Genomic DNA, 22,976 nt, shown 5'->3' on the forward strand with positions numbered 1-22,976 from the left:
GTCAGCCCACCATCCTCTCGCCAATAAGCCTCTGGCGCAGCGCAATCCGCGCACGCCAATCTTCTTCGGAAATCTTGTTGGTCTCGTAGAACGGCAGCTTCGACGCCACCTCATCGAGGCCCACGACCTCGCACGTCGGGCCGTCCTCGGCCGTCAGCTCGCGGGACACCCGCTGCCAACGGAACTGCAGGTAGCCCTTGGCGTGGCCGAGGGTCTCGCACCAGTTGGTCACGCCCGGGTTGTTCTCGGACACCACGATCCGGATCTTGCCGTCCGGATCCGCCTGTGCCTGAGTGCCGTTCAGTGACGTCTGGTGATTGATGTAGTCCAGCGAGATGTACCAGAGGCTGCCGAGCTGGAAGCCCAGGTAGGGCGCATCCGACACCGGCAGCGTGATAACCATGGCCTGGTCGGGCGTCATGTCGTAGTGCCCGACGGACGAGTACTGGGTGGCCAGCCCGCCCGGGGTCAGTCGCGGCGCGGTGAGTGTGTTGACCGGCAGGTTGTCGTAGAACCACTTCGGGAACTGCAGCCAGGTCTTGACGCGCTGTACCAGCTGCTTGCCGGCGACCGCGTACCGCTTCTCGATCAGCTCGCGGGTCAACGGCTCCGGTGCGGTGCCCGCGGTGTCGGTGCGGGAGATCGCGAACGAACCGCGCTGCGCCGACCAATCGTTGTAGACCTCGCGGATCACCAGCTGCGCCGGGGTGGCCGGCGTGAACCGCCACTCGAACGTGCCGTCGGCCGCGATGTCGAGCTTGCGGTCGTCGAACGCCGTCTCGCTGTCCGGCACGTTGGCGTCGGTGTACTCACCGCCGAGCAGCTGGAAGCTGACGTCGGTGGTGGTGCCGCGACGCCCGGTGACGACGTACTCGTGGCCCGGCTGCACGCGCGTCCCGAAGTACATGGTGTCGGGGTTGTCGAGGCCCATCTTCTCGAACGGGCCGGTGCCGCTGTGCAGGAACGGGTGGTCCTTGTCGAAGTCGAACGCGACGTGCGTGCACGATGCGATACAACCGGCGAGGTATTGCAGGCCTTCGAGCAGATCGGCCTCGGTTTCGATGAACGGCGCCGCGGCGACAAGGCGCTCCGCCTCGGCGACGGCGTCGACGAACGACTGCGTGAACATACGGTCAGCACCCTTCCGTTCCAATATTGGAACGCATCGGTAGATATTCCGACTGAAGAGTAGAACGTGTTGCAGTTCGTCGTCAATGCCGCGCAGGTCGGCAGGAACGGCTGAATTACCGGCCGCCGGTCCATATTTGGACCGATGTCGTACATTCCTTGCCATGACTGACACCGGCCGCTCGTCGCCGCCCACCGCCCGCGTCGTCGCGGTGCTGGATTTCCTGGCCAGTCACCCCCAGGAACAATTCGGGCTGTCCGAGTTGGCGCGCCGGCTCGACCTCAGCAAGCCCACCTGCCTGGGCATCGTCACCACGCTTGCCGATGCCGGTTATCTGGTGCGTGATGCCGCCGAGAAGACCTACCGGCTGGGCCCGCGGTTGATCACGCTGGGCCACACCGCACAGGAGTCCATGCGCATCAGCCCGGCCGCGCGGGCGGAACTGCGCCGGCTCTCGGAGGCGTTCAACGCCACGGCGGCGTTGTCGGCGGTCGTCGACGACCGCATCACCCTGCTGGAACTCGTTGCCCCGCACGGCAGTCCGGAGCCGGTGCAGGTCGGGCAGAGCTATCCGTTCGCGCCGCCGGTCGGCCTGATGTTCGTGCTGTGGGATGAGCGTGCGGTGCGCGACTGGCTGGCCAAGGAGCCGACGATCCCGCTGCGCACCGACAGTGCGCGGCTGGAACGGGTCATCACCGAGTGCCGCGAATCGGGTTATCTCGTGGAGCGGCTGACACCGGGCGGCCGGCGGCTGTACGCCATGATGGCCGGCATGTCGAGCAACCTGCCCGACGAATTACGGGTTCTGCTGGGCGAACTCGTCTCCGACATCGGTGAGCGCGTATATCTGCCCAGCGAATCGAACACGGCGGCGGGTGCCCGGGCCAAGCACGACATCAGCGTCATCGCCGCACCGGTGTTCGACCATCACCAACGCCAGGTGATGGTGCTGTCACTGCAGATCGGCCATGCCCTGACCGACGCGGAGATCAGTAAGCGAGCGCGCGGGCTGGTTGCCACCGCCGAGACGCTGACGGCGCAACTCGGCGGGTCCCAGCCCGGCCGAACGTGAGCTCATGCGCGAAACCCGTTGACGGATAGACACATTCGCTCACGTTCAGCCAGCGGCGACTAGACGCCGTTGAGGACGGCCAGCGCGTCGGTCGGCGCGACCTGCAGGCCGCAGCGGTCCTTGAACGCGGCCAGCGGGGCCTGGATGCCGCGCAGCGCGTCGGCCTCGTCGGGGTGGGCCTTGAAGTAGTTGTCGAACTGGCTCATGGCGGCGAACGCCGACTGCCGGGTGGCGTCGAGCAGTGCGGCATCGGCATCCGGGTGCGCGGCGAAGTAGTCCGACAGCTGCAGCGTGACCGAGCTGATGGTCTTGGCGAGCGTCGCGGTGCTGCAGTCGGCGACCGTAGCCGCGGGGGCGACGGTGGTCGTCGTCGTGGTAGACGGTGCGGTGGCGGACGTGGTCGGCGTCGCCGAGGTCGTCGGGGTCGCGGCGGTGGTCGCGGTCGTGGTCGGCGAAGCGGTGGCCGACGTCGTCGGCGACGTCGGGCTCACGGGATCGGCCGATGCACGCGGCACGACAAGGGCGGCACAGGCGGCACCCAGGGCAATGAAGCCGAGGGTGGAACGGCCGAACGTAACGGCACGAGTCATGGAATCCTCCTTTGTTCTGGCCGCATCCGTCTTCCCCGGCCTCTGGGTATGTTTCGCTCAGCCCGGTACAGCTGTTACACAAGCGGCCAAAGTTGCAGGTCAGCATGGCCCGAAGCGGCAAATATTCGCTTTCGTGAATTAGCTCGGCTGTGCTGGTATTGGGGCATGCGCGCTTCGCCCTGGCCACTGGCGGAACTGGAGGTGATCACTCCGGTTCTGCGGCTCTGCCATGTGACCGACGAACTGGCCGACCAACTCGCCCGACTGGCCGCCCAGGGCATCCACGATCCGGCCACCATGCCGTTCTCGGTCCCGTGGACCGACGCGGTCTCCCCCGAACTGGAACGCAACACCGTCCAGTACTTCCGGCAGACCCGCGCCGAGGTGTCGACGGAGCACTGGGACGTGCCGATGGCCGTCATCGTCGGCGACGCAGCCGTGGGCGTCTGTGTGGTGACCGCCGACGGCTTCCCCGCCCGCCGGACCGTGTCCACCGGTTCTTGGCTGGGTCGTCGATATCAGGGCCGCGGCCTCGGCCGGGAGATGCGCACGGCCGCACTGCAGCTGATCTTCGCCGGATTCGACGCCGACCTGGCGACCACCCGGGCCTGGCACGACAACGCGGCGTCACTCGGCGTCACGCGGTCGCTGCCGTACGTACAGACCGGCTCGTCGCGGCAGTCGCGGCGTGGGGTCTTCGACACCATGCTGGAGTTCACCATGACGCGCGACCAGTGGAAGGCCTTGCGACGCGACGACATCCAGTTGGTGGGCGTCGACGCCGTACTCGATCAGCTGGGGCTGCGCCGGAACTGAACCGATGGGCGCCAGAAAAATTGGTGTCCGGAACCGGTGCGCCAGGCTCATAGGCTCGAGTAGTGACGTACGACGACGCCGAGTGGCACTACGACAGCGTCGGGGAACTCGACCTCGATGTGAGCGCGGCGAGCACCCACATCGGGATGTTCATGGCCTGGTTGGCGTTGCACGGCCTCACCCAACCTGATTGCAATCCAACCGAATTGCAGAGCCGGACCGTCACGCCCGGCGAGTACCTGCGGCGATACTGCGTCAATCAGATCGATCCGTCGATGCTGACCGACACCGGAAACGCCTTCGCCGCTGCCGGTTACCGGACCTACCTCTCGCAGTATCGCAACGTGCCCGCTGTCGCTCGTCATGGCGAGCGGTACGGCGAACCGGACACCTGGGATACCTACGACGAGGTCGCCGCGATGATCGACGAGCTGTACGCCGAGTGGCGTTCCGCCGTCAGCTGACCGCTGCGATCGCGAACGGCAGCACCGCCGGCGCACCGGCGGTGCGCAGCACCTGCGTCGCCATGGTCATGGTCCAGCCGGTGTCGACGAGATCGTCGACCAGCAGCACCGGACCGCTCACGTCCAGCGTGGGCGCTTCCCATGAATCCACCAGCGCCGCAACACGGTACGCAGAATTGGCCGCCGTCACGGGACGCCGCTGCGGCCGGTAGTACAGCGTGCCCAGGTTCTGCAGCCGGCCCAGCTCCGCCAGCCGGGTGACGAGCGACCCGATCAGCTGCGGGTGCCGCTCGGAGTCCAGACCCATCACCGCCACCGGGCGGTCTTTCCAGTTCCAGGCCTTGAGAACCGCAACCGCCGCCTGCACCACGGCGTCGGGGACCTCGGCGTCGGGCCCGTCGAGCAATTGGCGCAGCCGGGCGCCCCACCCCAGGTCGGTCAGTCGCCCGATGACGCGGCCCGGCTCGGCGCCACCGGATATGCGTCCGGACAACCCGATTCCCAGGGAGCCCAGCCCCGTCGGCCACTGTTTACGCGGGGCGAGCTCCACGCCGGGCCGCATCAGCTGGTCCCGCACCGTCGACGCGGCCTCCGCATCGACGTCGGCGGCGTAGCGCGCACCCGCACAGTTGTCGCACCGGCCGCAGCCCCGGCCGTCGAGCTCGGGATCGTCGAGTTGGCTGCGCAGGAACACCATTCGGCACTCGGTCGTCGCCTGGTAGTCCAGCATGGCCTGCTGCTCGCGCTGCCGCGCGGCATCCAGATTGCGGTAGCGCTCCTCGTCGTACGACCACGGCTCGCCGGTACTGATCCAGCCGCCCTTGACGCGGCGCACCGCACCGTCGACGTCGAGCACCTTGAGCACCATCTCGAGCCGGGACCGGTTGAGGTCGACCAACGGTTCCAGGGCCGCGGTCGACAGCGCCCGGTCCGGTTCGAGTTCGCCGATCACCTTGCGTACCAAGGCTTCCGACGGGAACGCGACCGACGCGAAGTACCGCCAGATGTCAGCGTCCTCTTTGCCCGGCAGCAGGATCACCTCGGCGCTCGACGTGGCGCGGCCGGCACGGCCAACCTGCTGGTAGTACGCGATGGGTGACGACGGAGCGCCCAGGTGCACGACGAAGCCCAGGTCCGGTTTGTCGAACCCCATGCCCAGCGCCGAGGTGGCGATGAGCGCCTTGACCCGGTTGTTCAGCAGGTCGGCTTCCAGCTGTTCGCGTTCGGCGGCTTCAGTGGATCCGGTGTAGGAGGCGACGGTGTGGCCCTGCTCGCGCAGCAGCGCGGCGATGTCATGTGCCTGCGACACCGTCAGGGTGTAGACGATGCCCGAGCCGGGCAGCGAATCCAGATGCGCCGCAAGCCATGCCGCCCGCTGCGCCGGGCCCCCGGCATGCACCACCGACAGGCGCAGCGACTCCCGGTCCAGCCCGCCGCGCAGCACCAGGGTATCCCCGCCGCCGACGCCCAGCTGGGCAGCCACATCCTGCACCACGCGGTCGTTGGCAGTCGCGGTGGTGGCGAGCACCGGTATGCCCGAACCCAACTCACCGATCAGGGTGCGGATGCGCCGGTAGTCGGGCCGGAAGTCGTGGCCCCAGTCGGAGACGCAGTGCGCCTCGTCGACGACGACGAGTCCGGCGTCGGCGGCCAGTGCGGGCAGGACGGCGTCACGAAAGTCAGGGTTGTTCAAGCGCTCCGGGCTGACCAGCAGCACGTCGAGGTCTCCGGAGGTGACCCGCTGGTGCACCTCGTCCCACTCGGTGACATTGCTGGAGTTGATGGTGGCGGCGCGGACGCCCGCGCGTTCGGCCGACGCCACCTGGTTGCGCATCAGCGCCAGCAGCGGCGAGACGATGACGGTCGGGCCGCGGCCGGCGGCCCGCAGCAGCTTGGCGGCGATGAAGTACACCGCGGACTTGCCCCACCCGGTGCGCTGCACCACCAGCGCTCGGCGACCCTGGACCACCAGGGCCTCGATGGCCACCCACTGATCGTCGCGCAGCACCGCGCCGGGGCCGGCGAGCTGTTCGAGCAGGGCCTGCGCGTCAGTACGCGTAGGTGTTGCGGGGCTTGGGGATGGGCTCGGCACTGGTCACTTCCATGGTCGGGACGAAATTCGTGGACGGATTGGACGTCCCGGGTACCACCTTGCCCTGCACCTTCAGCCAGGTGTCCTTCGGGTGCGGACCGGCCGCGCCGGTCAGGTGGATGCGGGCCAGTTGCGCGTCGGCGGCGCAACACACGATCACGACGCGGGCCAGGTCGTCGCCCATGGTGAACCCGGTGACGGTGATGGTCCGTCCCTCAAGGCTTTTCGTGGAATCCGCGGCGGCCCGCAGCACGACCTCCGGTAGCGACACCACACCGTCGGCCGGCAACGGTGGAAATGCCCGCTTCGGCGGCGCCACCGCGGCGGTGACGGTCTCGGCGCCGACGGCACTCATCGGTGGCACGGCGACGAACGCGGTGAGCGCCACCGGGATGAGCAGCAGCCACGCCAGCAGCCCGCGATGGTGATGCCCGCCGGGCGGCCCATGACGCAGGTCCCGCACCAGGCACACCACAGCGAGCGCCACCAACAGGACGGCCGCCACCACCAGCCACGGGAACAGCGCCGGTTTCACGAAATTGAGGTAGGTGCCCTTCACCGCGATCAGGCCTGTGCTCAGCCCGATCAACAGCACCAGGATGTTCTGGGTCTCCCGGCTCACGACGCGCCCCCGAGCAGCAGCAGCCCGACGGCCGTCGCGCAGACCGTGGCGACCACCAGCGTCAGCGGCGCGAATCGCACGGCGAACGGCCGGCCGAACACACCGGCCTGCATCGCGAACAACTTGACGTCCACGGCCGGCCCGACCACCAGGAACACCAGCCGCGGCACCAACGGGACCATGGTCAGGCTCGCCGCGACGAAAGCGTCGGCCTCCGAACACAGCGCCAGCACGACGGCCAACAGTGCCATCGTCACCACGCCGACCACCAGGTTGCCGGCCACCTGCTCGAACACCCACGGCGGCACGGCCGCACGCAGCACCGCCGCCGCGCCGGCACCAACGACGAGGTAGGCCGCGGACTGCAGGAAGTCGTGCCGGGCCGCCTCGGTGAAGACAGTGAAGCGCGATGCCCCCTCGTCGTGATGGGTGGGCAGCGTGCGGGTCACCCATTCGGTGCGGCCCCAGCGCTGCCACAACAGCCCCATCACCACCGCGGTCAGGAGCGACGCCACGCAGCGTGCCACCACCATCTGCGGCTGGCCTGGGAACGCAACCGCCGTCGCCACCAGCACCACCGGGTTGATCGCCGGTGCGGACAGCATGAAGGTCAAGGCAGCCCCCGCCGTCTCCCCGCTGAACAACCGGCGCGCCACGGGCACCGAACCGCATTCGCATCCGGGCAGCGCGGCGCCGCCGACACCGGCCACCGCCACCGCGAGCGCCGGCCGGCGCGGCAGCCGGCGGGCCAGCCGCTCCGGGGTGAGGTATGCGGCGACCAGGCCGCTGACGATGACGCCCAGCACCAGGAACGGCAGGGCCTGCACGAAGACGCCGCAGAACACCGTGGCCGCGGTGGCCAGGCGGGCGTGGTCGGTCAGGACACCGCTGACCCACGAGCCCGACAGCGCCAGTGCGGTGAGGGCGATGAGCAACAGCTCCATCGACCCGGCCCGCCGCCGGCGCTCCGGCGCCAGTGTGGATTCGTCCCCGGCCATGCGCCCATCTTGCCGGGGAAGTCTGACAAGTCGCTCGCTACGTCGCTTGTGGCTGGGTGGGCACGACCGGGATCCGGCCCGCGCTCGCGCCGCCGTCGACCGCCAGGTCCGCGCCCGTCATGTACGACGACGCGTCCGACGCGAGGAACGCCACCACCTCGGCGACCTCCTCGGGCGCGCCGACGCGCGTGAGCGGCGCACCCGGGTGCCCGCCGAGCCCGCGTTCGATCGGCAGGTGCGCCACCATCGGGGTGTCGATCATGCCGGGGTAGACGGTGTTGACCCGAATTCCCATGGGGCCCAATTCGATTGCGGCGACCTTGGAGAAGCCGCGCAGGCCCCACTTGGAGGCGCCGTAGGCGCTGTAGCCGGCCAGCCCCTGCAGACCGGCCTGCGAGGACACATTGATGATCGAGCCGCCACCGACCGCCTTCATGGGTTCGACGACGGCCTTGGTGCCCAGGAACGGCCCGATCAGGTTGACGCGCAGCTGCCGCTCCCACGACTCGGCGGTGTGGTCCATGAGCGGTTCGACGGTGCAGATAGCCGCGTTGTTGACCAGCGCGTCGATGCGGCCGAACGCACTGAGCGCGAGTTCGACCGTTGTCCGCCAATCACTTTCGTTGCCGACGTCGTGCCGCTGGAAGCGGGCGGCGGCGCCGATCGACGCGGCGACCGCCTCTCCCTCGTCGACCAGGACATCGGTGAGCACCACCTGCGCGCCGAGTGCGGCGAACAACCGCGCCTCGGCCTCACCCTGACCACGCGCCGCGCCGGTGATGATCGCGACCTTGCCGGCCAGGTCCATGACTAGTCGCTGTCCTGGTCGATGCCGGTCAGCATGAGCTCGGAGACCCGGCGCGGGGTCTCGGTGAGGTACGCCATCGCCGCGATGCGCTTGGGCAGGATGACGTGCTTCTTCTCCTTCTCGACGGCATCGGCGATGGCCTCGGCGACCATGTCGGCGTCCAGCGGCTCCTGCGGGATCATCCGGAACTTGAGCGACCGTTCGATGGTGCGGCGCGCCGGGCCGAACGACCGGATGTGATCGATCATGTCGGTCTTGACCTCACCGATCTGCACCAGCGTGGTGTTGACGGGCTTGTTGCGCAGCTCGGAGCGGATGCCGGCGGTGAAGTGGCTGAGGCCGGCCTTGGAGGCGCCGTACAGGGTGACGCCCGGTCCGGTGGAGATGGCGCCCATCGAGGACACGTTGACGATGTGGCCGCGGCCGCGCTTGATCATCCCCGGCATCACCTGGCGGCACAGCTCCATGGGAGCAATCAGGTTGACCTGCAACAGGTCTCGCACATCCGCCGACGACGCCTCGTAGAAGCGGCCGACGCGGTCCACACCGGCGTTGTTGATGATGACGTCGACGGGGCCGTCGGCCTCGACGCGGCCGATCAGCTCTTCGACCGCCGCCGGATCCATCAGGTCAGCGGGATATGCCTTGCCGCCCAACTCCTTTGCGAGCTCTTCGAGCTGCTCGGCGTTGCGGGCGACGAGTGCGACGTCGGCGCCGCGGCGAGCCATCGCCTGCGCGATGTTCCGGCCCAGGCCACGGCTGGCACCGGTGACCAGAACCCGGCTGTTCCTCAGTTGCATATCCCTACTCCATTCAGTCAGACACCGACCCGGCGGAGCCCTCGGGCTCCGCGTCGCGACGCCGAGTCAGCTCATGGTGAGCACGCTAAACGGGGTGTGAGCCGAAATTCAGAGGTAGTTCCCGATCACCGAGACAACATGTCCGCTGGCTCACATTTTTGGCCTCATAGTGATGTATGCGACGTTTATCGGGCGAGGACAACAGCTTCCTGGCGTGGGAGAGTGCCGTCCAGCCGCAGCACACCATCAAGGCCGTCGTACTCGATCCGGCCCAGGGCCACGAGCCCATCACCTTCGAAGCCGTGCGCGCCGCACTGCCCGGTCTCGTCGACCGCGTCGAACCCCTGCAGTGGCAGCTGATGTCGCCGCGTTTCGGCGCCGGCCGGCCGTGGTGGATCACCCGTGCCCGCGGCGACCTGAACTACCACATGAAGCGCGCCACCGCCGCCGCACCGGGAACCGATCGCGAGCTCGGCGCGGAGATCGCCAAACTCTTCGAAGAGCCGCTCGTCCGGGACCGCCCGGCCTGGCAGATGTGGTACATCGACGGCCTGGCCGACGGCCGCGTCGCACTCGTGCTCAAGATCCACCACGCGGTGGCCGACGGTATGGCGTCGCTGAACCTGCTCGAGCAGTTCTACAGCCAGGACCCCGCCGACCGGCTGCCCGAGCCGTCGGCCCGCCCGGCGCCCGACGAGCACCGCCCGCCGACCGCCGAGTGGCTGCCGATGGTGGCGCGCCAGCAGGTCAAGTCGCTGACCAAATTCCCGAAGGTCTTGGCCCGCACGGCGAAAGTCACGCGCACCATCCAGAACCGGCAGAAGTCGGGCAAGCCCGGCTACGCCGAGGCCTTCATCCCGCCGGCCCTGCCGTTCAACGAGCCGCTGACCGCGGGCCGCGGCTTCGCGTTCGTGAACGTCGAGATGGATCAGATCAAGCGGGTGTCGAAGGCGTTCGGCGTGAGCGTCAACGACGTCTTCCTCGCCATGTGCAGCACCGTGCTTCGCGAGTACCAGGCGTCCCGCGGCCCCGTCGGGGACGACACCATGACCGCCGTGGTGCCGGTGTCGATGCGCCCGCAGGACGGCGACCGGTGGGGTAACAAGGTCGCCCGCTGGAACGTCGAACTCGCGACCAACATCGCCGATCCGGTGGCACGGCTGAAAGCCATCTCGGCGAACACCGCCACCGCGCGCGAGGTGCAGAGCGAGCGCGATGCCTGGCTGCAGCACGACTGGATGGAGTACTGGCCGCTGTTCAAGGTCTACTCGCGGGTGCTGCCGACCATCGGGGCAAAGGTCAAGAAGCGCCCGATGTTCAGCATGATCGCGTCGAACATGCGTGGCCCGCAGAAGACGTTGTACTTCGGCGGCGTCCCGGTCGAGAAGCTGATCTCGACCGGCCCGCTGGTCTTCCCGATGGGCATGAACATCACCGGCTGGAGCTACGAAGGCGGCATGCAGATCTGCGTGCTCACCTGCACTGACCAGGTCAAGGATCCGCACGCTATCGCCGACCGGCTGCCCGCGGCACTGGCCGAGCTGGTGGTCCGCTGCGAGACCGCGACGGATTCCGTCACCAGCTGATCCGGCTACGCAAAACGCCGGCCGCCCCTTTCGGGACGGCCGGCGTTTTCGCTTGCGGCAGTTAGGCTTTGCCGTCGGCACGCTCGCGCTGGATCTCGAGCGCGATGTCGATCAGCTGGTCCTCCTGGCCACCGATCAGCTTGCGCTGGCCGACACGGAGCAGCAGCTCGTGCGCAGGCACGCCGTAACGTTCGCCCTGGCGCACCGCGTGCTTGAGGAAGCTCGAGTACACGCCCGCGTAGCCCATCACCAGTGCGTTGCGGTCCAGCAGGCACTCGGCGGGCATCGCCGGGGCGACAACCTCTTCCGCGGCGTCGGCGATGTCAAAGAAGTCGATGCCGGTCTTGACACCGATCTTGTCGAAAACGCCGACCAGCGCCTCGACCGGCGCATTACCGGCACCCGCACCAAACCGGCGGCACGAGCCGTCGATCTGCTTGGCACCGGCACGCACGGCCTCGACCGAATTGGCAACGCCCAGACCGAGATTCTCGTGTCCGTGGAAACCAACCTGCGCATCCGAACCCAATTCGGCGACCAGAGCGGCCACCCGGTCGGCGACACCTTCGAGCACCAACGCACCGGCGGAGTCCACGACGTAGATGCACTGGCAGCCGGCGTCGGCCATGATGCGGGCCTGCGCGGCCAGCTTCTCGGGAGAGATGGTGTGGCTCATCATCAGGAAGCCCACGGTCTCCAAGCCCAGTTCGCGGGCGAAGCCGAAGTGCTGGATCGAGACGTCGGCCTCGGTGCAGTGGGTGGCGATGCGGCAGATCGAGCCGCCGTTGCCCTGCGCGATCCGGATGTCTTCCTTGGTGCCGACACCCGGCAGCATCAGGAAGGCGATCTTGGCGTTCTTCGCGGTCTCGGCCGCGATGGTGATCAGCTCCTGCTCCGGGGTCTTGGAGAACCCGTAGTTGAAGCTCGAACCACCGAGTCCGTCGCCGTGGGTGACCTCGATGACCGGGACGCCGGCGTTGTCGAGGGCGCCGACGATAGCGCGCACCTCGTCAGCGGTGAACTGGTGACGCTTGTGGTGTGAACCGTCGCGCAGCGAGGTGTCCGTCATCCGGACGTCCCAGGCGGCGTCGAAGAAAATGTCTCCGGGTTGCAGTGCGGTGCTCATGCCTTAACTCCCACGATTTCCTTGGCGATCTCCTCGCCCACCTTGGTGGCCGCGGCGGTCATGATGTCCAGGTTTCCAGCGTAGGTCGGCAGATAGTCGCCGGCACCTTCCACCTCGACGAAGATGCTGACGACGTGCTGGCCACCGTTGACCACCGACGGCTCGTCGAACTGCGGCTCGTTGAGCAGCCGGTAACCGGGCACGTACGTCTGCACCTCGGCGACGACGTCCTTGACCGACTGCGTGATCGCAGCGTGGTCGGCATCTTCGGGGATGGCGCAGAAGATGGTGTCGCGCATGATCATCGGCGGTTCGGCCGGGTTCAGGATGATGATGGCCTTGCCGTCGCGGGCGCCACCGATGTTGCGCACGCCGGCGCTGGTGGTCTTGGTGAACTCGTCGATGTTGGCCCGGGTGCCGGGGCCGGCCGAAGCCGACGACACCGACGCCACGATCTCGGCGTAGGGCACGCCGCCCTGCGCCTCGACCGCACGCGACACGGCGTAGACCATCGGGATGGTGGCCTGGCCACCGCAGGTGACCATGTTGACGTTCATCGAATCCAGGTGCGCCCGCAGGTTGGCCGGCGGGATGACGCCAGGGCCGACGGCAGCCGGGGTCAGGTCGATGGCGCGGATGCCGGCTTCCTCGTACCGCGGCGCGTATGCCTTGTGCACGTAGGCGCTGGTGGCCTCGAAGATGAAGTCCGGCTTCTCGCTCTGGGCCAGGAGCCAGTCCGCCCCTTCGGCGCTGGTCTCCAGACCCAGCTTGCGGGCGCGGGCCAGGCCCTCGCTATCCGGGTCGATACCGATCATCCAGCGCGGCTCGAGCCAGTCCGACCGCAGCAGCTTGTACAGCAGGTCAGTACTGATATTTCCCGAGCCGACGATCGCGACGCTCGCTTTGGACGGCATGCTCACTCCTCTACAGAAACTTTGGGTATTACGCGAAAGACAGGTGGACGGAACCCAATCCGGCGAATTCGGCGACGAAGTCGTCACCCGGCTTGGCATCGAACGCCCGCATGCAGGCCCCCGGCAGCACCACGTCGCCGGCCTTGAGACGCACGCCGAACTGGTCGACCTTGCGCGCCAGCCAGGCCACCGCCGTCACCGGGTTGCCGAGCACCGCGTCGCTGCGGCCCTCGCCCAGCACCTCGCCGTTGCACTTGAGCACGGCGTCGATGTTGCGAATGTCGATGTCCTTGGGCGACACCCGCTCCTTGCCGAGAACCCAGCCGGCCGAGGACGCGTTGTCGGCGATGGTGTCGCACAACTTGACCTGCCAGTTGGTGATGCGGGTGTCGATCAGCTCGATGGCCGGCGCGAACGCGGCGGTGGCGGCCAGCACGTCGTCCTCGGTGCAGCCGGCGCCGGGCAGATCGTCGGCCAGCACGAACCCGACCTCCACCTCGACCCGCGGCAACAGGTACTTCGAGGTCAGCACGGGCTTGTCCTCGAATACCTGCATGTCGTCGAGGAGGTGCCCGTAGTCGGGTTCGTCCACATTCATCATTTTCTGCATGGCCTCGCTGGACAGACCAACCTTGTGTCCCACCACGCGGGCACCTTCCGCGACCCGCTGACGAATGTTGAGCAGCTGGATCTCGTACGCGTCCACGACGTCGATGTCGGCGTAGGTGTCGGTCATCGGCGACATCGCGACCCGGCTGCGCTCGGCTTGGGCCAGCGCGGCGGCGAGCTCGGCACGCACGTTGTCGGACAGCATTCGTGAATTCCCCTAACTTCATGGACCGGCGCAGTTGTCCACAGGCCGGGCAATTCTATAACGTGTTCTACATGACTGGACAGGAGTACGACGTTGTCGTCGTCGGCAGCGGTGCAGCCGGTATGGTCGCCGCCCTCACCGCAGCCCATCAGGGCCTTTCGACAGTAGTCGTAGAAAAGGCCCCACACTATGGAGGTTCCACTGCGCGGTCAGGTGGCGGCGTCTGGATCCCGAACAATGAGATTCTGCAGCGTGCGGGGGTCAAGGACACCCCGGAAGCGGCCCGCACCTACCTGCACAAGATCGTCGGCGACGTGGTGCCCGCAGAGAAGATCGACACCTACCTGCAGCGCGGCCCCGAGATGCTGTCCTTCGTTCTGAAGAACTCGCCACTGAAGCTGTGCTGGGTGCCGAACTACTCCGACTACTACCCCGAGGTCGAGGGCGGCCGCGCCGGCGGACGGTCCGTCGAGCCCAAGCCGTTCAACGCCAAGAAGCTCGGCGTCGACGAAAAGGGCCTGGAGCCGGCGTACGGCAAGGTCCCGCTCAACATGGTTGTGATGCAACAGGATTACGTCCGGCTCAACCAGCTCAAGCGCCACCCGCGCGGCGTGCTGCGCAGCCTCAAGGTCGGCATCCGCGCCACCTGGGCCGGCGCCACCGGCAAGAACCTGGTCGGCATGGGCCGCGCCCTGATCGCCCCGCTGCGCATCGGCCTGCAGAAGGCCGGCGTCCCGGTGCAGCTGAACACCGCGCTGACCGACCTGTACTACGAGAACGGCCGGGTCGCCGGCATCTACGTCCGTGACACCAACGCACCGGAAAGCGCTGAGCCGCAACTGATCCGGGCCCGCCGTGCGGTGATCCTGGGCAGCGGTGGCTTCGAGAAGAACCAAGAGATGCGCACCAAGTACCAGCGCCAGCCGATCACGACCGAGTGGACCGTCGGCGCCAAGGCCAACACCGGCGACGGCATCCTGGCCGCCGAAAAGCTCGGCGCCGCACTGGAAATCATGGAAGACGCCTGGTGGGGCCCGACGGTGCCGCTGCCCGACAACCCGTGGTTCGCGCTGTCCGAGCGCAACTCCCCCGGCTCCATCATCGTGAACATGAACGGCAAGCGGTTCATGAACGAGTCCATGCCGTACGTCGAGGCCTGCCACCACATGTACGGCGGCCAGTACGGCCAGGGCGAGGGCCCGGGCGAGAACGTGCCGGCGTGGTTGCTCTTCGACCAGCAGTACCGCAACCGCTACATCTTCGCGGGTCTGCAGCCGGGACAACGCATTCCGAAGAAGTGGACCGAGGCCGGTGTCGTCGTCAAGGCCGACACCATCGAGGAACTGGCGGAGCTCACCAACCTGCCCGTCGATGAGCTCAAGGCCACCATCGAGCGCTTCAACGGCTTCGCCCGCAGCGGTGTCGACGAGGACTTCGGCCGCGGCAACAGCGCCTACGACCGGTACTACGGCGACCCGACCAACAAGCCGAACCCGAACCTGGGCGAGATCAAGCACGGCCCGTTCTACGCGGCCAAGATGGTGCCCGGCGACCTCGGCACCAAGGGCGGCATCGTCACCGACATCCACGGCCGCGCTCTCCGCGAGGACGGCTCGGTGATCGAGGGCCTGTACGCATCTGGCAACGTCAGTGGACCGGTGATGGGTCACACCTACCCGGGCCCCGGCGGGACCATCGGCCCCGCCATGACCTTCGGATACCTCGCGGCACTGCACGTGGCAGGAAAGGGCTGACATGCCGATCAATCTCGATGAGGCCATCGGCGCCGAATTGGCGCCCGTCGAATTCTCGTGGAGCAGCAGCGATGTGCAGCTGTACCACCTGGGCCTGGGTGCCGGCGCGGACCCGATGAGCGAGCGCGAGCTGCGCTACCTGATCGACGACAAGCCGCAGGTGCTGCCGACCTTCGGCAACGTGGCGCAGAGCTTCCACGAGACCAAGGCGCCGACGGTCAAGTTCCCGGGCATCGACATCGAGCTCAGCCGGGTGCTGCACGCCAGCGAGGCCATCTACACCGACGCGCCGATCCCGCCGTCAGGCACGGGCCGTGCCGTCACCAAGTTCACCGAGATCTGGGACAAGGGCAAGGCCGCGGTCATCTGGTCGGAGACCACCGTGACCACCCTCGACGGCGCTCCGCTGTGGAAGCAGAAGCGGTCCATCTTCGCCCGCGGCGAGGGCGGCTTCGGCGGCGACCGTGGTCCGTCGACCTCGGCTGCCGAGCCCGACCGGGCGCCGGACCTGCAGATCGCGCTGCCGACGCTGCCGCAGCAGGCACTGCTGTACCGGCTCTGCGGCGACCGCAACCCGCTGCACTCGGACCCGGCGTTCGCCAAGGCCGCCGGCTTCGACCGCCCGATCCTGCACGGCCTGTGCACCTACGGCATCGGCTGCAAGGCCATCGTCGACAACGTGCTCGACGGCGACGCCGGCCGGGTCCGGTCCTACGGCGCGCGCTTCGCGGGCACCGTGATCCCGGGTGAAACCCTGCAGGCCAACCTTTGGCGTGACGGTGAACGAATCACCGGCGTGCTGACGGCACCGAGCCGGGACAATGTCGTCGTGCTTGCTGGAATCGAGCTCACCGCGTCCTGACCAGGACGTATTCGGAAGCGGCCGCTCATCCAGCGGCCGCTTTCGGCAAACCAGGGCCGGCGGTCGGGTCGCCGCCGGCGCGTCCGCCTCTATCCACAGCAGACGCTTAACCTGCTAGCTTTCGTAGTAGTCAGTAATTATCCAATTACTCGTGACTCAACTTCCGTGGGGGAAGCCGCCCGTCGGACGACTTGGAGACAAAGGAGCCACATCAACATGAGTACCCGCAAGATCACCATCGCCATCGGCGCAGCCGCCGCGTGCGGCCTGATCGCGACACCGTTCGCAGTGGCCGACCCCGCCCAGCCCGCAGGGGTGACGTCCGCACCCACCACGGTGGCGTTCGGCGCGGACGGCAAGCTCGTCGACGGGAACACCGTCGCGGAATGGCAGATCAGCAACCTCAAGCCCAGCACCGATGTGCTCTCGCAGCACCTCAACGGCACGCTGTGGGAAGCGACAGCGGAGTACACGGCCGAGCGCGGCAACTCGCAGCCGTTCGTGCCGAACCTGAACGCCCGCACCGCGGCCGGAGAGAACTACCGCGTGCTGTGGGGCGCTGCCACTCCGCAGGGCATCAACCCCGCCGGCCTCGCCGAAGGGCAAGAGTCCAAGGGCAAAATCTACTTCGACGTGACGGGCGCCGCTCCGACCAGCGTCGTCTACACGGACGGTGACCGCGAAGTGATCAAGTGGCAGGGCACCGAAGCCGCCACCGGTACCGCTCCCGCCGCTGCCCCGGCGCGTGGCACTGCTCCGGCCGCCACCACCCCGGCCCCGGCTGCCGCTCCCGCCGCCGCTCCTGCTGCCGCCCCGGCTGCTGCTCCCGCCGGTCTCGGCAGCGCCGTGCCCGGCGCCACCCCGGCCGGCGCTGTTCCGGCCGCCACGGGCACGCAGCCTCCGGCCGGCACCACCACCGGTGCGGTTCCGGCGGCTACGCCGAACGGTGAGACCCCTGCCGCGACCCCGGCCGGTACCCCGGCTCCGGCCGGTACTCCGGCAGTTGCTCCGGCCCCGGCCGGTACTCCGGCGGCGGCTCCGGCCCCGGCCGGTACTCCGGGCGCTGATGCTCCGGTTCCGGCAGGTGCCCAGGTTCCGGCAGGAACCCCGGCCGGCACCCCCGCGGGTACCCCGGCGACGGCTCCGGCCGCCGGCCCGGCTCCCGAGGCCGCTCCGATTCCCACCGCCGCCGAAAGCGGCCCGGGCACCGCTGCCACCGCCGGTGGCGCTGTCTCGCAGGCTCCGCTGACCCCGGCACCGGCTCCGGGCCCGAGCCAGGCCATCGCCGGCCAGCCCGCCTCCAGCGCGGGTCAGGGCACCGCCACCCCGGCCGGTAACCAGCAGGCCGCTCCGGCTGCTCCGGTCACCCCGACCCCGGCCCCGGCACCGGCCTCCTAACGGTCAACCATCGAATTGGGGCCAGTCGCGAGCATCGCGACTGGCCCCAATTTCGTTGTCCGGCTTGTTGTTTCAGGAACTACATCTGACGGCCGACGTCACCGCCACGCTGCGGCGGCGGAGCCACCGGGGCGACGGGCGCCGGACCGGCGTTGTGCGAACCGGCGCTGGGACCCGCCGCCGGCGGCGCCGCCTGGGCCGGAGCGGACGTGTGCCGACGGGAGTCGCGGGCGTCCTGCTGGGCCTCCCGGCGATCCTGCTGGGACTGCCGGTTGTCCTGCTGTTGCTGACGGGCGTCCTGCTGGGACTGCCGGTCGTTCTGCTGGTTCTCCCGGGCATCCTGCTGCGCCTGGCGCTGCTCTGGCGACATGGGGGCGCCACCGCCGCCCGGCCCGCCGGGCTGGCCCTCCGGCGGTTCCCCGCCCGGCATGCCGCCTTCCTTGCCGCCGCCCTTGCCCATGGCCTGCTGGATCATCTGACCGAACTGGCCGGCCTGCTGGCCGAGTTGGCCCATGCCGCCGCCCTGGCCCGCCATCTGACCAGCCTGCTGACCCATCTGCCCGAGCTGGCCGAGCATCTGCCCCATCTGGCCGACGCCCTCGCCGCCCTTGCTGTCGGCATTGTCGTAGGCCGACTGGGCCATGCCGACCTTGCCGGAGAACATGCCCTCCTTGGCCTGCAGCGACGCCACATTGGCGGTCATGTCGGCTGCCATGGCCGGCAGGATCGCGGCGATGGTCGCGCTCATGGCGTCCTCGCCGGGCTGGATCATCGGCATGTCAGGCAGCTCGACGGAAGCCGTGTTCCAGCTGATGTTGTCCGGTGTCTGCATCATCGACATCAGATATCCCCCCTATTCATTCACCAGTCGTCGTCGACGTCTTCGTCATAGGAACCGTGGTCGAGCGCTTCGGGCACCGCCAGCTGCGTGATACGGCCCCCGCCGCCGCCTTCACGGTGACCCATGCCGCCCATGGCACCCATCGCGCCACCGGCACCTGCGGCAGCTGCGACCGGAGCCAGGCCACCGGCGCCCATGCCGCCCGCGGCGCTCGCCGGCATCACGCCGGGTCCGGCCGCGCCAGGGCCGACCATCTTGGCCAGCAGCGGCGTCTGCACGGAGGCCGCACCCACACCGCCACCGCCGCCGGGCATGCCGCCCTTCATCAGGCCCGCGCCATGAGCCGCGCCGGAACCGCCGGCCAGCGGATGGTTGGAGAACGCACCGAACGGTGAGGCGCCGAGGCCGGCCTTGCCCTGCCCGCCGCCCTGGAACAGGGACGTCAACTGCTGCAGTGGCTGCGAAAGTTGTTGCAGCGGTTGCATGGCCTGCTGCGGCAGCTGCCCCAGCATCTGCGGGAGCTGACCGGCCATCTGCATCATCTGGCCCATCATCTGGCCCATCTGGTCGCCGCCCTTGCCCGCCGACTCCGCGGTCTTCTGCGCGGTCTGCGCCACCTGCGGCGGCACACCGGCCGTCGGGATGCTCGGCGGCGCACCGACGAAGTTGGCCACCTCGGTGGCACTGGCCGTCACCGCGGCGATGTTCTGGGACAGGCCCATCTTGATGCGGCTCTGAATCAGTTCCTGCACGTTGGGGAACGGCGCCGCCGACAGGGCCATGCACTCCGCCTGGACTTCCTCGGCGGTGGCGTTGACCAGGTTCTTGGTCTTGATGACCGCGGCCACCATCGACTGCAGTTTGGCGGCGATGGCCGCCGCCTGCGCGCCGTTGGCCTCATGGCCGCCGATGATGGTGCCGGCCTCGCCTGCCGCCGCCAGCGACGCCGCGCCCTGCCACTGGTCGGTGAGGTTCATCAACTGGCTGGTCTGCTGGGGCACCACTGATCCGCTGATCTTGGTGGCCAGCTTCGTGTAATGCGCAGCCGCTTCTTCGAGCTGCTCCTCATTGACGTTGGGCCACCCCGGGCCCGTCACCGTCTGCGATCCGAACGGACTGCTGTCCGGCTGAATCCCCATAGACACGGCCCCCTTCCCCAGACATACCGCGTCGGTTCGAGCCTACCGCCCCGACAGCTACCCACCCGACGCAAACTGACGGTCCGGATGCGGCTGATCCTGCCGGGCGAGCAACCGGGCATAACCGGTCCCCATGGCCAGCAGCACGAGGCCGACGACGATGAACACCGCCACCCGGAACATCCCGTTCAGGGTCCCGAGATCGAACAGGAACAGCTTGGCCATCGCCGCCGCCACCAGCGCCAGACCGCCGCCGATGGGCAGTGACCGCTGCGCCTTCGGCCCGCGCGCCGCGTACCCGAACAACGCTGCCGCGACCGCGATCCAGCCGATGGTCGCGACCATGTGGCCCGCGAAGAACCCGCCCTTCACGCCGCCGATCAGCACGCCGGCGGTCACGGTCGCCATGGTGGACGCGTACGCGGCGACCACGACCGCACCGGCCCACATCAGCCGCACCTCGTCGTCGTCACGCCGGCCGGCCCACGACCAGACGACGGCGACCGCACTGCCCACCGCCAAGATGCTGGAGACGATGGTGGACACGGCACTGTGCGTATTGAGCTCCACCGCGCGGAACAACAGGTCCGGCGGAGAGTAGCTGAGGTAGACGGCACCGCCCACGGCCCCGAACCCGGCGGCCACCCAGCGGGCGATGGCGTCGCGACGCCCGGCGACGGCCACCACGACGGACATCGCGAGCAAAACTGCACTGCCCGTACGGCCATCGAAGGCCACCAATACCGCGACCAGCGCGCAGACCGCGGCCGTCGCCGCCCAGATCCGCCGCACCACGTCGACGACGCCGGGCAGCCGATTGCCGGCCAGCACGATCGCCAGGAACACGGCCGCCACCGCGGCGATGATCGACGCGGCGATCAGCGGGCGGACCACCGCCGTGACGAACAGCACCGGCACCGCACCGCCGGCGGTGGCCAGGGCCAGCAGCGAACGGTTGACCGTCTTGGGCAGCAGGATCAACGCACCCACAACGGCCAGCACGGCCGCCGCCGCGCAGGCAGCCGCGAGTCCCGGATTCCGGTGCGTGCCGAATGTCGCCGAGGCCAGTGCCACCAGCAACGGAAAAGTGCAGACGGCGGTCCGGGCCACGAACATCGCGACCCAGTCCTTGCCGATCTGCACCGGCAACGACGCCGCGGACAGCGCCAGCATGAACCCGATCAGCAGCAGCGAGACGCCGTCGGCCACCACCGGCGCCAGCACGGCCAGAGGTACCAGCACCAGCAGCGCGAGCTGCTGGGAGTCCCAGCGCCGCGCCAAGGTCAGCCCGCCGCCGCCGATGACTGCCGCGAGCACCAAACCGACCGGCGCAGAAAGCCATTCGTAAATCGTGGTGACCGCGACGACGTAGATGTACGCCGCGGCGATGCCGGTGGCGGCCAGGGCAACTGCGCCCACCGTGCCGCCGGGCCGCGTCTTCAGGCGAGTCGCCCCGACCACCAGGCCGGCTGCCAGGACCGCCCCCGCGCCGACACGGAACTCGGGCCGCAACAGCCCGGCCTGCGCGGCGAGGACCAACAGCAGGGCGACGCCGATCAACGTCACCGCGACGCCGGCGGCGGCCAGTGCCTTGCCGATCCAGCCGTCCGAGCGCTCGGGTCGCGGCTGCGGGTACGGCGCCGTGGGCGGCTGTGGTTGAGGTGTCGGTGCCGCGACCGGCGGTGCCTGAGGCGGCTGCCAATACTGTTGCGGCGCAGCGTATGCGACGGGCTGCGCGGCCGGCTGCTGGTACGCCATCGACCGATCGAGTTCGGTGAGGCAGGCCGACACCCACGCCAGATGATGGGACATCGCGGCGACATCCTGCGAGAGCCGGGCCACCATCGCCCGCTGCGGTTCGGTCATGCAGGTCATCATCGCGCCGAGCCACGCGCGTCCGGATGAGTAGGACTACCTCTATTAGCCCGAGCAGACGCAAATGTCCCCGACACGCCGGGCGTGCGGGGACATTTGCGTCTGCTCGCGAGGGGAACTCAGCCCAGGATCAGACCTGACGTCGGGACGCCGGTGCCGGCGGTGACGAGCACGTGTTCGACATCGGGTACCTGGTTGACGGAGGTGCCGCGCAGCTGGCGGACGCCTTCGGCGATGCCGTTCATACCATGGATGTAGGCCTCACCGAGCTGACCGCCGTGCGTGTTGATCGGCAGCTTGCCGCCCAGCTCGATCGCACCGTTCGCGATGAAGTCCTTGGCCTCGCCCCGGCCACAGAAACCGAGCTCTTCGAGCTGGATCAGGGTGTACGGGGTGAAATGGTCGTACAGGATCGCAGTCTGAATGTCATTGGGCGTCAAGCCACTCTGGCCCCACAGCTGCTTTCCGACCAGGCCCATCTCGGGCAGGCCGAGCTCGTCGCGGTAGTACGAGTACATGGTGAACTGGTCCTCGCCTGCCGCCTGCGCCGCCGCCTCGACGACGACCGGACGCTGCTTGAGGTCCTTGGCTCGCTCCGGGGTGGTGACGACGATGGCCACGCCGCCGTCGGTCTCCTGGCAGCAGTCGAGCAGCCGCAGCGGCTCGGCGATCCACCGCGAGTTCTGGTGGTCCTCGATGGTGATCGGCTTGCCGTAGAAGTGCGCCTTCGGGTTGGTCGCCGCATGCTTGCGGTCGGCCACCGACACGACACCGAAATCGGCACTGGTGGCGCCGTATTCGTGCATGTATCGCTGCGCAACCATGGCGACCGAGGCGGCCGGCGTGCTCAGACCGTGCGGGTATGACCAGCTGTACTCGACACCACGGGAGTCGGCGTTGACGGTCAGCCCCGTCATCACCTGGCCGAAGCGGTGCTCCGAGCGCTCATTGAAAGCGCGGTATGCCACAACGACTTCGGCGATGCCGGACGCCACCGCCAGCACGGCCTGCTGCACGGTCGCCGCGGCGGCGCCGCCGCCGTAGCCGATCTGGCTGAAGAACTTCAGCTCTCCGATGCCGGTGGAGCGGGCCACCGCGGTCTCCAGGTTGGAGTCCATGGTGAAGGTCACCAGACCGTCGACGTCCTTGGGCGACAGGCCCGCGTCGTTCAGGGCGTCGGTGACGGCCTCGGCGGCCAGCCGCAGTTCACTGCGGCCGGAGTTCTTGGAGAAGTCCGTGGCGCCGATGCCGGCGATGACGGCCTTGCCGGAGATGC

Annotated in this window: 21 protein-coding genes; 7 read left to right on the forward strand and 14 right to left on the reverse strand. The window is 68.6% G+C overall.

What is annotated here, in order from left to right; all coding sequences use genetic code 11:
• Nucleotide 1: 1 nt before the first annotated feature.
• Nucleotides 2–1,129: a hypothetical protein gene (locus H289_RS0110660; RefSeq protein ID WP_020100777.1), complete on the reverse strand. Its 1,128-nt coding sequence runs from the start codon at nucleotides 1,127–1,129 to the stop codon at nucleotides 2–4.
• A gap of 163 nt (nucleotides 1,130–1,292) precedes the next feature.
• On the opposite strand from H289_RS0110660, the gene H289_RS0110665 reads away from it, so the two are divergent.
• Nucleotides 1,293–2,201, forward strand: coding sequence for an IclR family transcriptional regulator (locus tag H289_RS0110665; RefSeq protein ID WP_020100778.1), 909 nt, complete (start codon nucleotides 1,293–1,295; stop codon nucleotides 2,199–2,201).
• A gap of 59 nt (nucleotides 2,202–2,260) precedes the next feature.
• On the opposite strand, the gene H289_RS0110670 is transcribed toward H289_RS0110665, so the two are convergent.
• Entirely contained in the window at nucleotides 2,261–2,791 is a 531-nt protein-coding gene (locus H289_RS0110670; RefSeq protein WP_141772274.1) for a hemophore-related protein, read from the reverse strand.
• 165 nt (nucleotides 2,792–2,956) lie between these two features.
• Between H289_RS0110670 and H289_RS0110675 the strand changes: the two genes are divergently transcribed.
• Both H289_RS0110675 and H289_RS0110680 read left to right on the forward strand, forming a co-directional pair.
• Nucleotides 2,957–3,607 carry a GNAT family N-acetyltransferase gene (locus tag H289_RS0110675; RefSeq protein ID WP_020100780.1) on the forward strand — a complete coding sequence of 217 codons (651 nt, stop codon included), beginning with the start codon at nucleotides 2,957–2,959 and terminating at the stop codon, nucleotides 3,605–3,607.
• 62 nt (nucleotides 3,608–3,669) lie between these two features.
• Nucleotides 3,670–4,071 (forward strand): DUF7832 domain-containing protein, encoded by a 402-nt coding sequence (locus H289_RS0110680; protein WP_020100781.1) that lies wholly within the window; start codon nucleotides 3,670–3,672, stop codon nucleotides 4,069–4,071.
• On the opposite strand, the gene H289_RS0110685 is transcribed toward H289_RS0110680, so the two are convergent.
• Genes H289_RS0110685 through H289_RS0110705 form a run of 5 tightly spaced genes read right to left on the reverse strand, consistent with a single transcriptional unit; the run spans nucleotide 4,064 to nucleotide 9,391 of the window.
• Nucleotides 4,064–6,163: a RecQ family ATP-dependent DNA helicase gene (locus H289_RS0110685; protein ID WP_036420419.1), complete on the reverse strand. Its 2,100-nt coding sequence runs from the start codon at nucleotides 6,161–6,163 to the stop codon at nucleotides 4,064–4,066. The two genes, H289_RS0110680 and H289_RS0110685, sit on opposite strands and share 8 nt — an antisense overlap.
• Nucleotides 6,120–6,785, reverse strand: a complete 666-nt coding sequence (locus H289_RS0110690; RefSeq protein ID WP_020100783.1) for a TIGR03943 family putative permease subunit — start codon at nucleotides 6,783–6,785, stop codon at nucleotides 6,120–6,122. The genes H289_RS0110685 and H289_RS0110690 overlap by 44 nt, the downstream gene beginning before the upstream one ends.
• Entirely contained in the window at nucleotides 6,782–7,783 is a 1,002-nt protein-coding gene (locus tag H289_RS0110695; protein WP_020100784.1) for a permease, read from the reverse strand. The genes H289_RS0110690 and H289_RS0110695 overlap by 4 nt, the downstream gene beginning before the upstream one ends.
• Nucleotides 7,784–7,820: 37 nt before the next feature.
• Entirely contained in the window at nucleotides 7,821–8,591 is a 771-nt protein-coding gene (locus tag H289_RS0110700) for a glucose 1-dehydrogenase (RefSeq protein ID WP_020100785.1), read from the reverse strand.
• 2 nt (nucleotides 8,592–8,593) lie between these two features.
• Nucleotides 8,594–9,391, reverse strand: coding sequence for an SDR family NAD(P)-dependent oxidoreductase (locus tag H289_RS0110705; protein ID WP_020100786.1), 798 nt, complete (start codon nucleotides 9,389–9,391; stop codon nucleotides 8,594–8,596).
• A 176-nt stretch (nucleotides 9,392–9,567) separates the two neighbouring features.
• On the opposite strand from H289_RS0110705, the gene H289_RS0110710 reads away from it, so the two are divergent.
• The gene (locus tag H289_RS0110710) at nucleotides 9,568–10,977 is read left to right on the forward strand and encodes a wax ester/triacylglycerol synthase family O-acyltransferase (RefSeq protein WP_020100787.1); all 1,410 of its coding nucleotides are present in this window, start codon (nucleotides 9,568–9,570) and stop codon (nucleotides 10,975–10,977) included.
• A 61-nt stretch (nucleotides 10,978–11,038) separates the two neighbouring features.
• Here H289_RS0110710 and dmpG read toward each other — a convergent pair whose 3' ends face one another.
• The 3 genes from dmpG to H289_RS0110725 are packed head-to-tail and all read right to left on the reverse strand — an operon-like array spanning nucleotide 11,039 to nucleotide 13,831.
• Nucleotides 11,039–12,103, reverse strand: a complete 1,065-nt coding sequence (gene dmpG, locus H289_RS0110715; protein WP_020100788.1) for a 4-hydroxy-2-oxovalerate aldolase — start codon at nucleotides 12,101–12,103, stop codon at nucleotides 11,039–11,041.
• Nucleotides 12,100–13,017: an acetaldehyde dehydrogenase (acetylating) gene (locus H289_RS0110720; protein ID WP_020100789.1), complete on the reverse strand. Its 918-nt coding sequence runs from the start codon at nucleotides 13,015–13,017 to the stop codon at nucleotides 12,100–12,102. The genes dmpG and H289_RS0110720 overlap by 4 nt, the downstream gene beginning before the upstream one ends.
• Before the next feature lie 28 nt (nucleotides 13,018–13,045).
• A complete protein-coding gene (locus tag H289_RS0110725) occupies nucleotides 13,046–13,831 on the reverse strand; it encodes a 2-keto-4-pentenoate hydratase (protein WP_020100790.1) in 786 nt (261 codons plus the stop codon).
• Nucleotides 13,832–13,902: 71 nt separating this feature from the next.
• On the opposite strand from H289_RS0110725, the gene kstD reads away from it, so the two are divergent.
• From kstD to H289_RS30305, 3 genes are all read left to right on the forward strand, one after another.
• Nucleotides 13,903–15,585 carry a 3-oxosteroid 1-dehydrogenase gene (kstD, locus tag H289_RS0110730; protein ID WP_029105074.1) on the forward strand — a complete coding sequence of 561 codons (1,683 nt, stop codon included), beginning with the start codon at nucleotides 13,903–13,905 and terminating at the stop codon, nucleotides 15,583–15,585.
• 1 nt (nucleotide 15,586) lies between these two features.
• Complete coding sequence (gene chsH3, locus H289_RS0110735) at nucleotides 15,587–16,447, forward strand: enoyl-CoA hydratase ChsH3 (RefSeq protein WP_020100792.1); 861 nt, start codon at nucleotides 15,587–15,589, stop codon at nucleotides 16,445–16,447.
• A gap of 216 nt (nucleotides 16,448–16,663) precedes the next feature.
• On the forward strand, nucleotides 16,664–17,845 hold the full coding sequence (locus H289_RS30305) for a DUF1942 domain-containing protein (protein ID WP_020100793.1): 1,182 nt from the start codon (nucleotides 16,664–16,666) through the stop codon (nucleotides 17,843–17,845).
• A 79-nt stretch (nucleotides 17,846–17,924) separates the two neighbouring features.
• On the opposite strand, the gene H289_RS0110745 is transcribed toward H289_RS30305, so the two are convergent.
• The 4 genes from H289_RS0110745 to ltp2 form a co-directional block, all read right to left on the reverse strand.
• The gene (locus tag H289_RS0110745) at nucleotides 17,925–18,686 is read right to left on the reverse strand and encodes a hypothetical protein (RefSeq protein WP_020100794.1); all 762 of its coding nucleotides are present in this window, start codon (nucleotides 18,684–18,686) and stop codon (nucleotides 17,925–17,927) included.
• A gap of 20 nt (nucleotides 18,687–18,706) precedes the next feature.
• Complete coding sequence (locus H289_RS0110750) at nucleotides 18,707–19,825, reverse strand: hypothetical protein (RefSeq protein WP_020100795.1); 1,119 nt, start codon at nucleotides 19,823–19,825, stop codon at nucleotides 18,707–18,709.
• A gap of 57 nt (nucleotides 19,826–19,882) precedes the next feature.
• Nucleotides 19,883–21,691, reverse strand: coding sequence for a DUF2339 domain-containing protein (locus H289_RS0110755; RefSeq protein ID WP_036420449.1), 1,809 nt, complete (start codon nucleotides 21,689–21,691; stop codon nucleotides 19,883–19,885).
• Between the two features lie 128 nt (nucleotides 21,692–21,819).
• A complete protein-coding gene (gene ltp2 / locus H289_RS0110760; protein ID WP_029105075.1) occupies nucleotides 21,820–22,974 on the reverse strand; it encodes a 17-hydroxy-3-oxo-4-pregnene-20-carboxyl-CoA lyase in 1,155 nt (384 codons plus the stop codon).
• Between the last annotated feature and the right edge of the window lie 2 nt (nucleotides 22,975–22,976).

Source organism: Mycobacterium sp. 360MFTsu5.1, from assembly GCF_000383495.1.
Lineage (GTDB): Bacteria > Actinomycetota > Actinomycetes > Mycobacteriales > Mycobacteriaceae > Mycobacterium > Mycobacterium mucogenicum_B.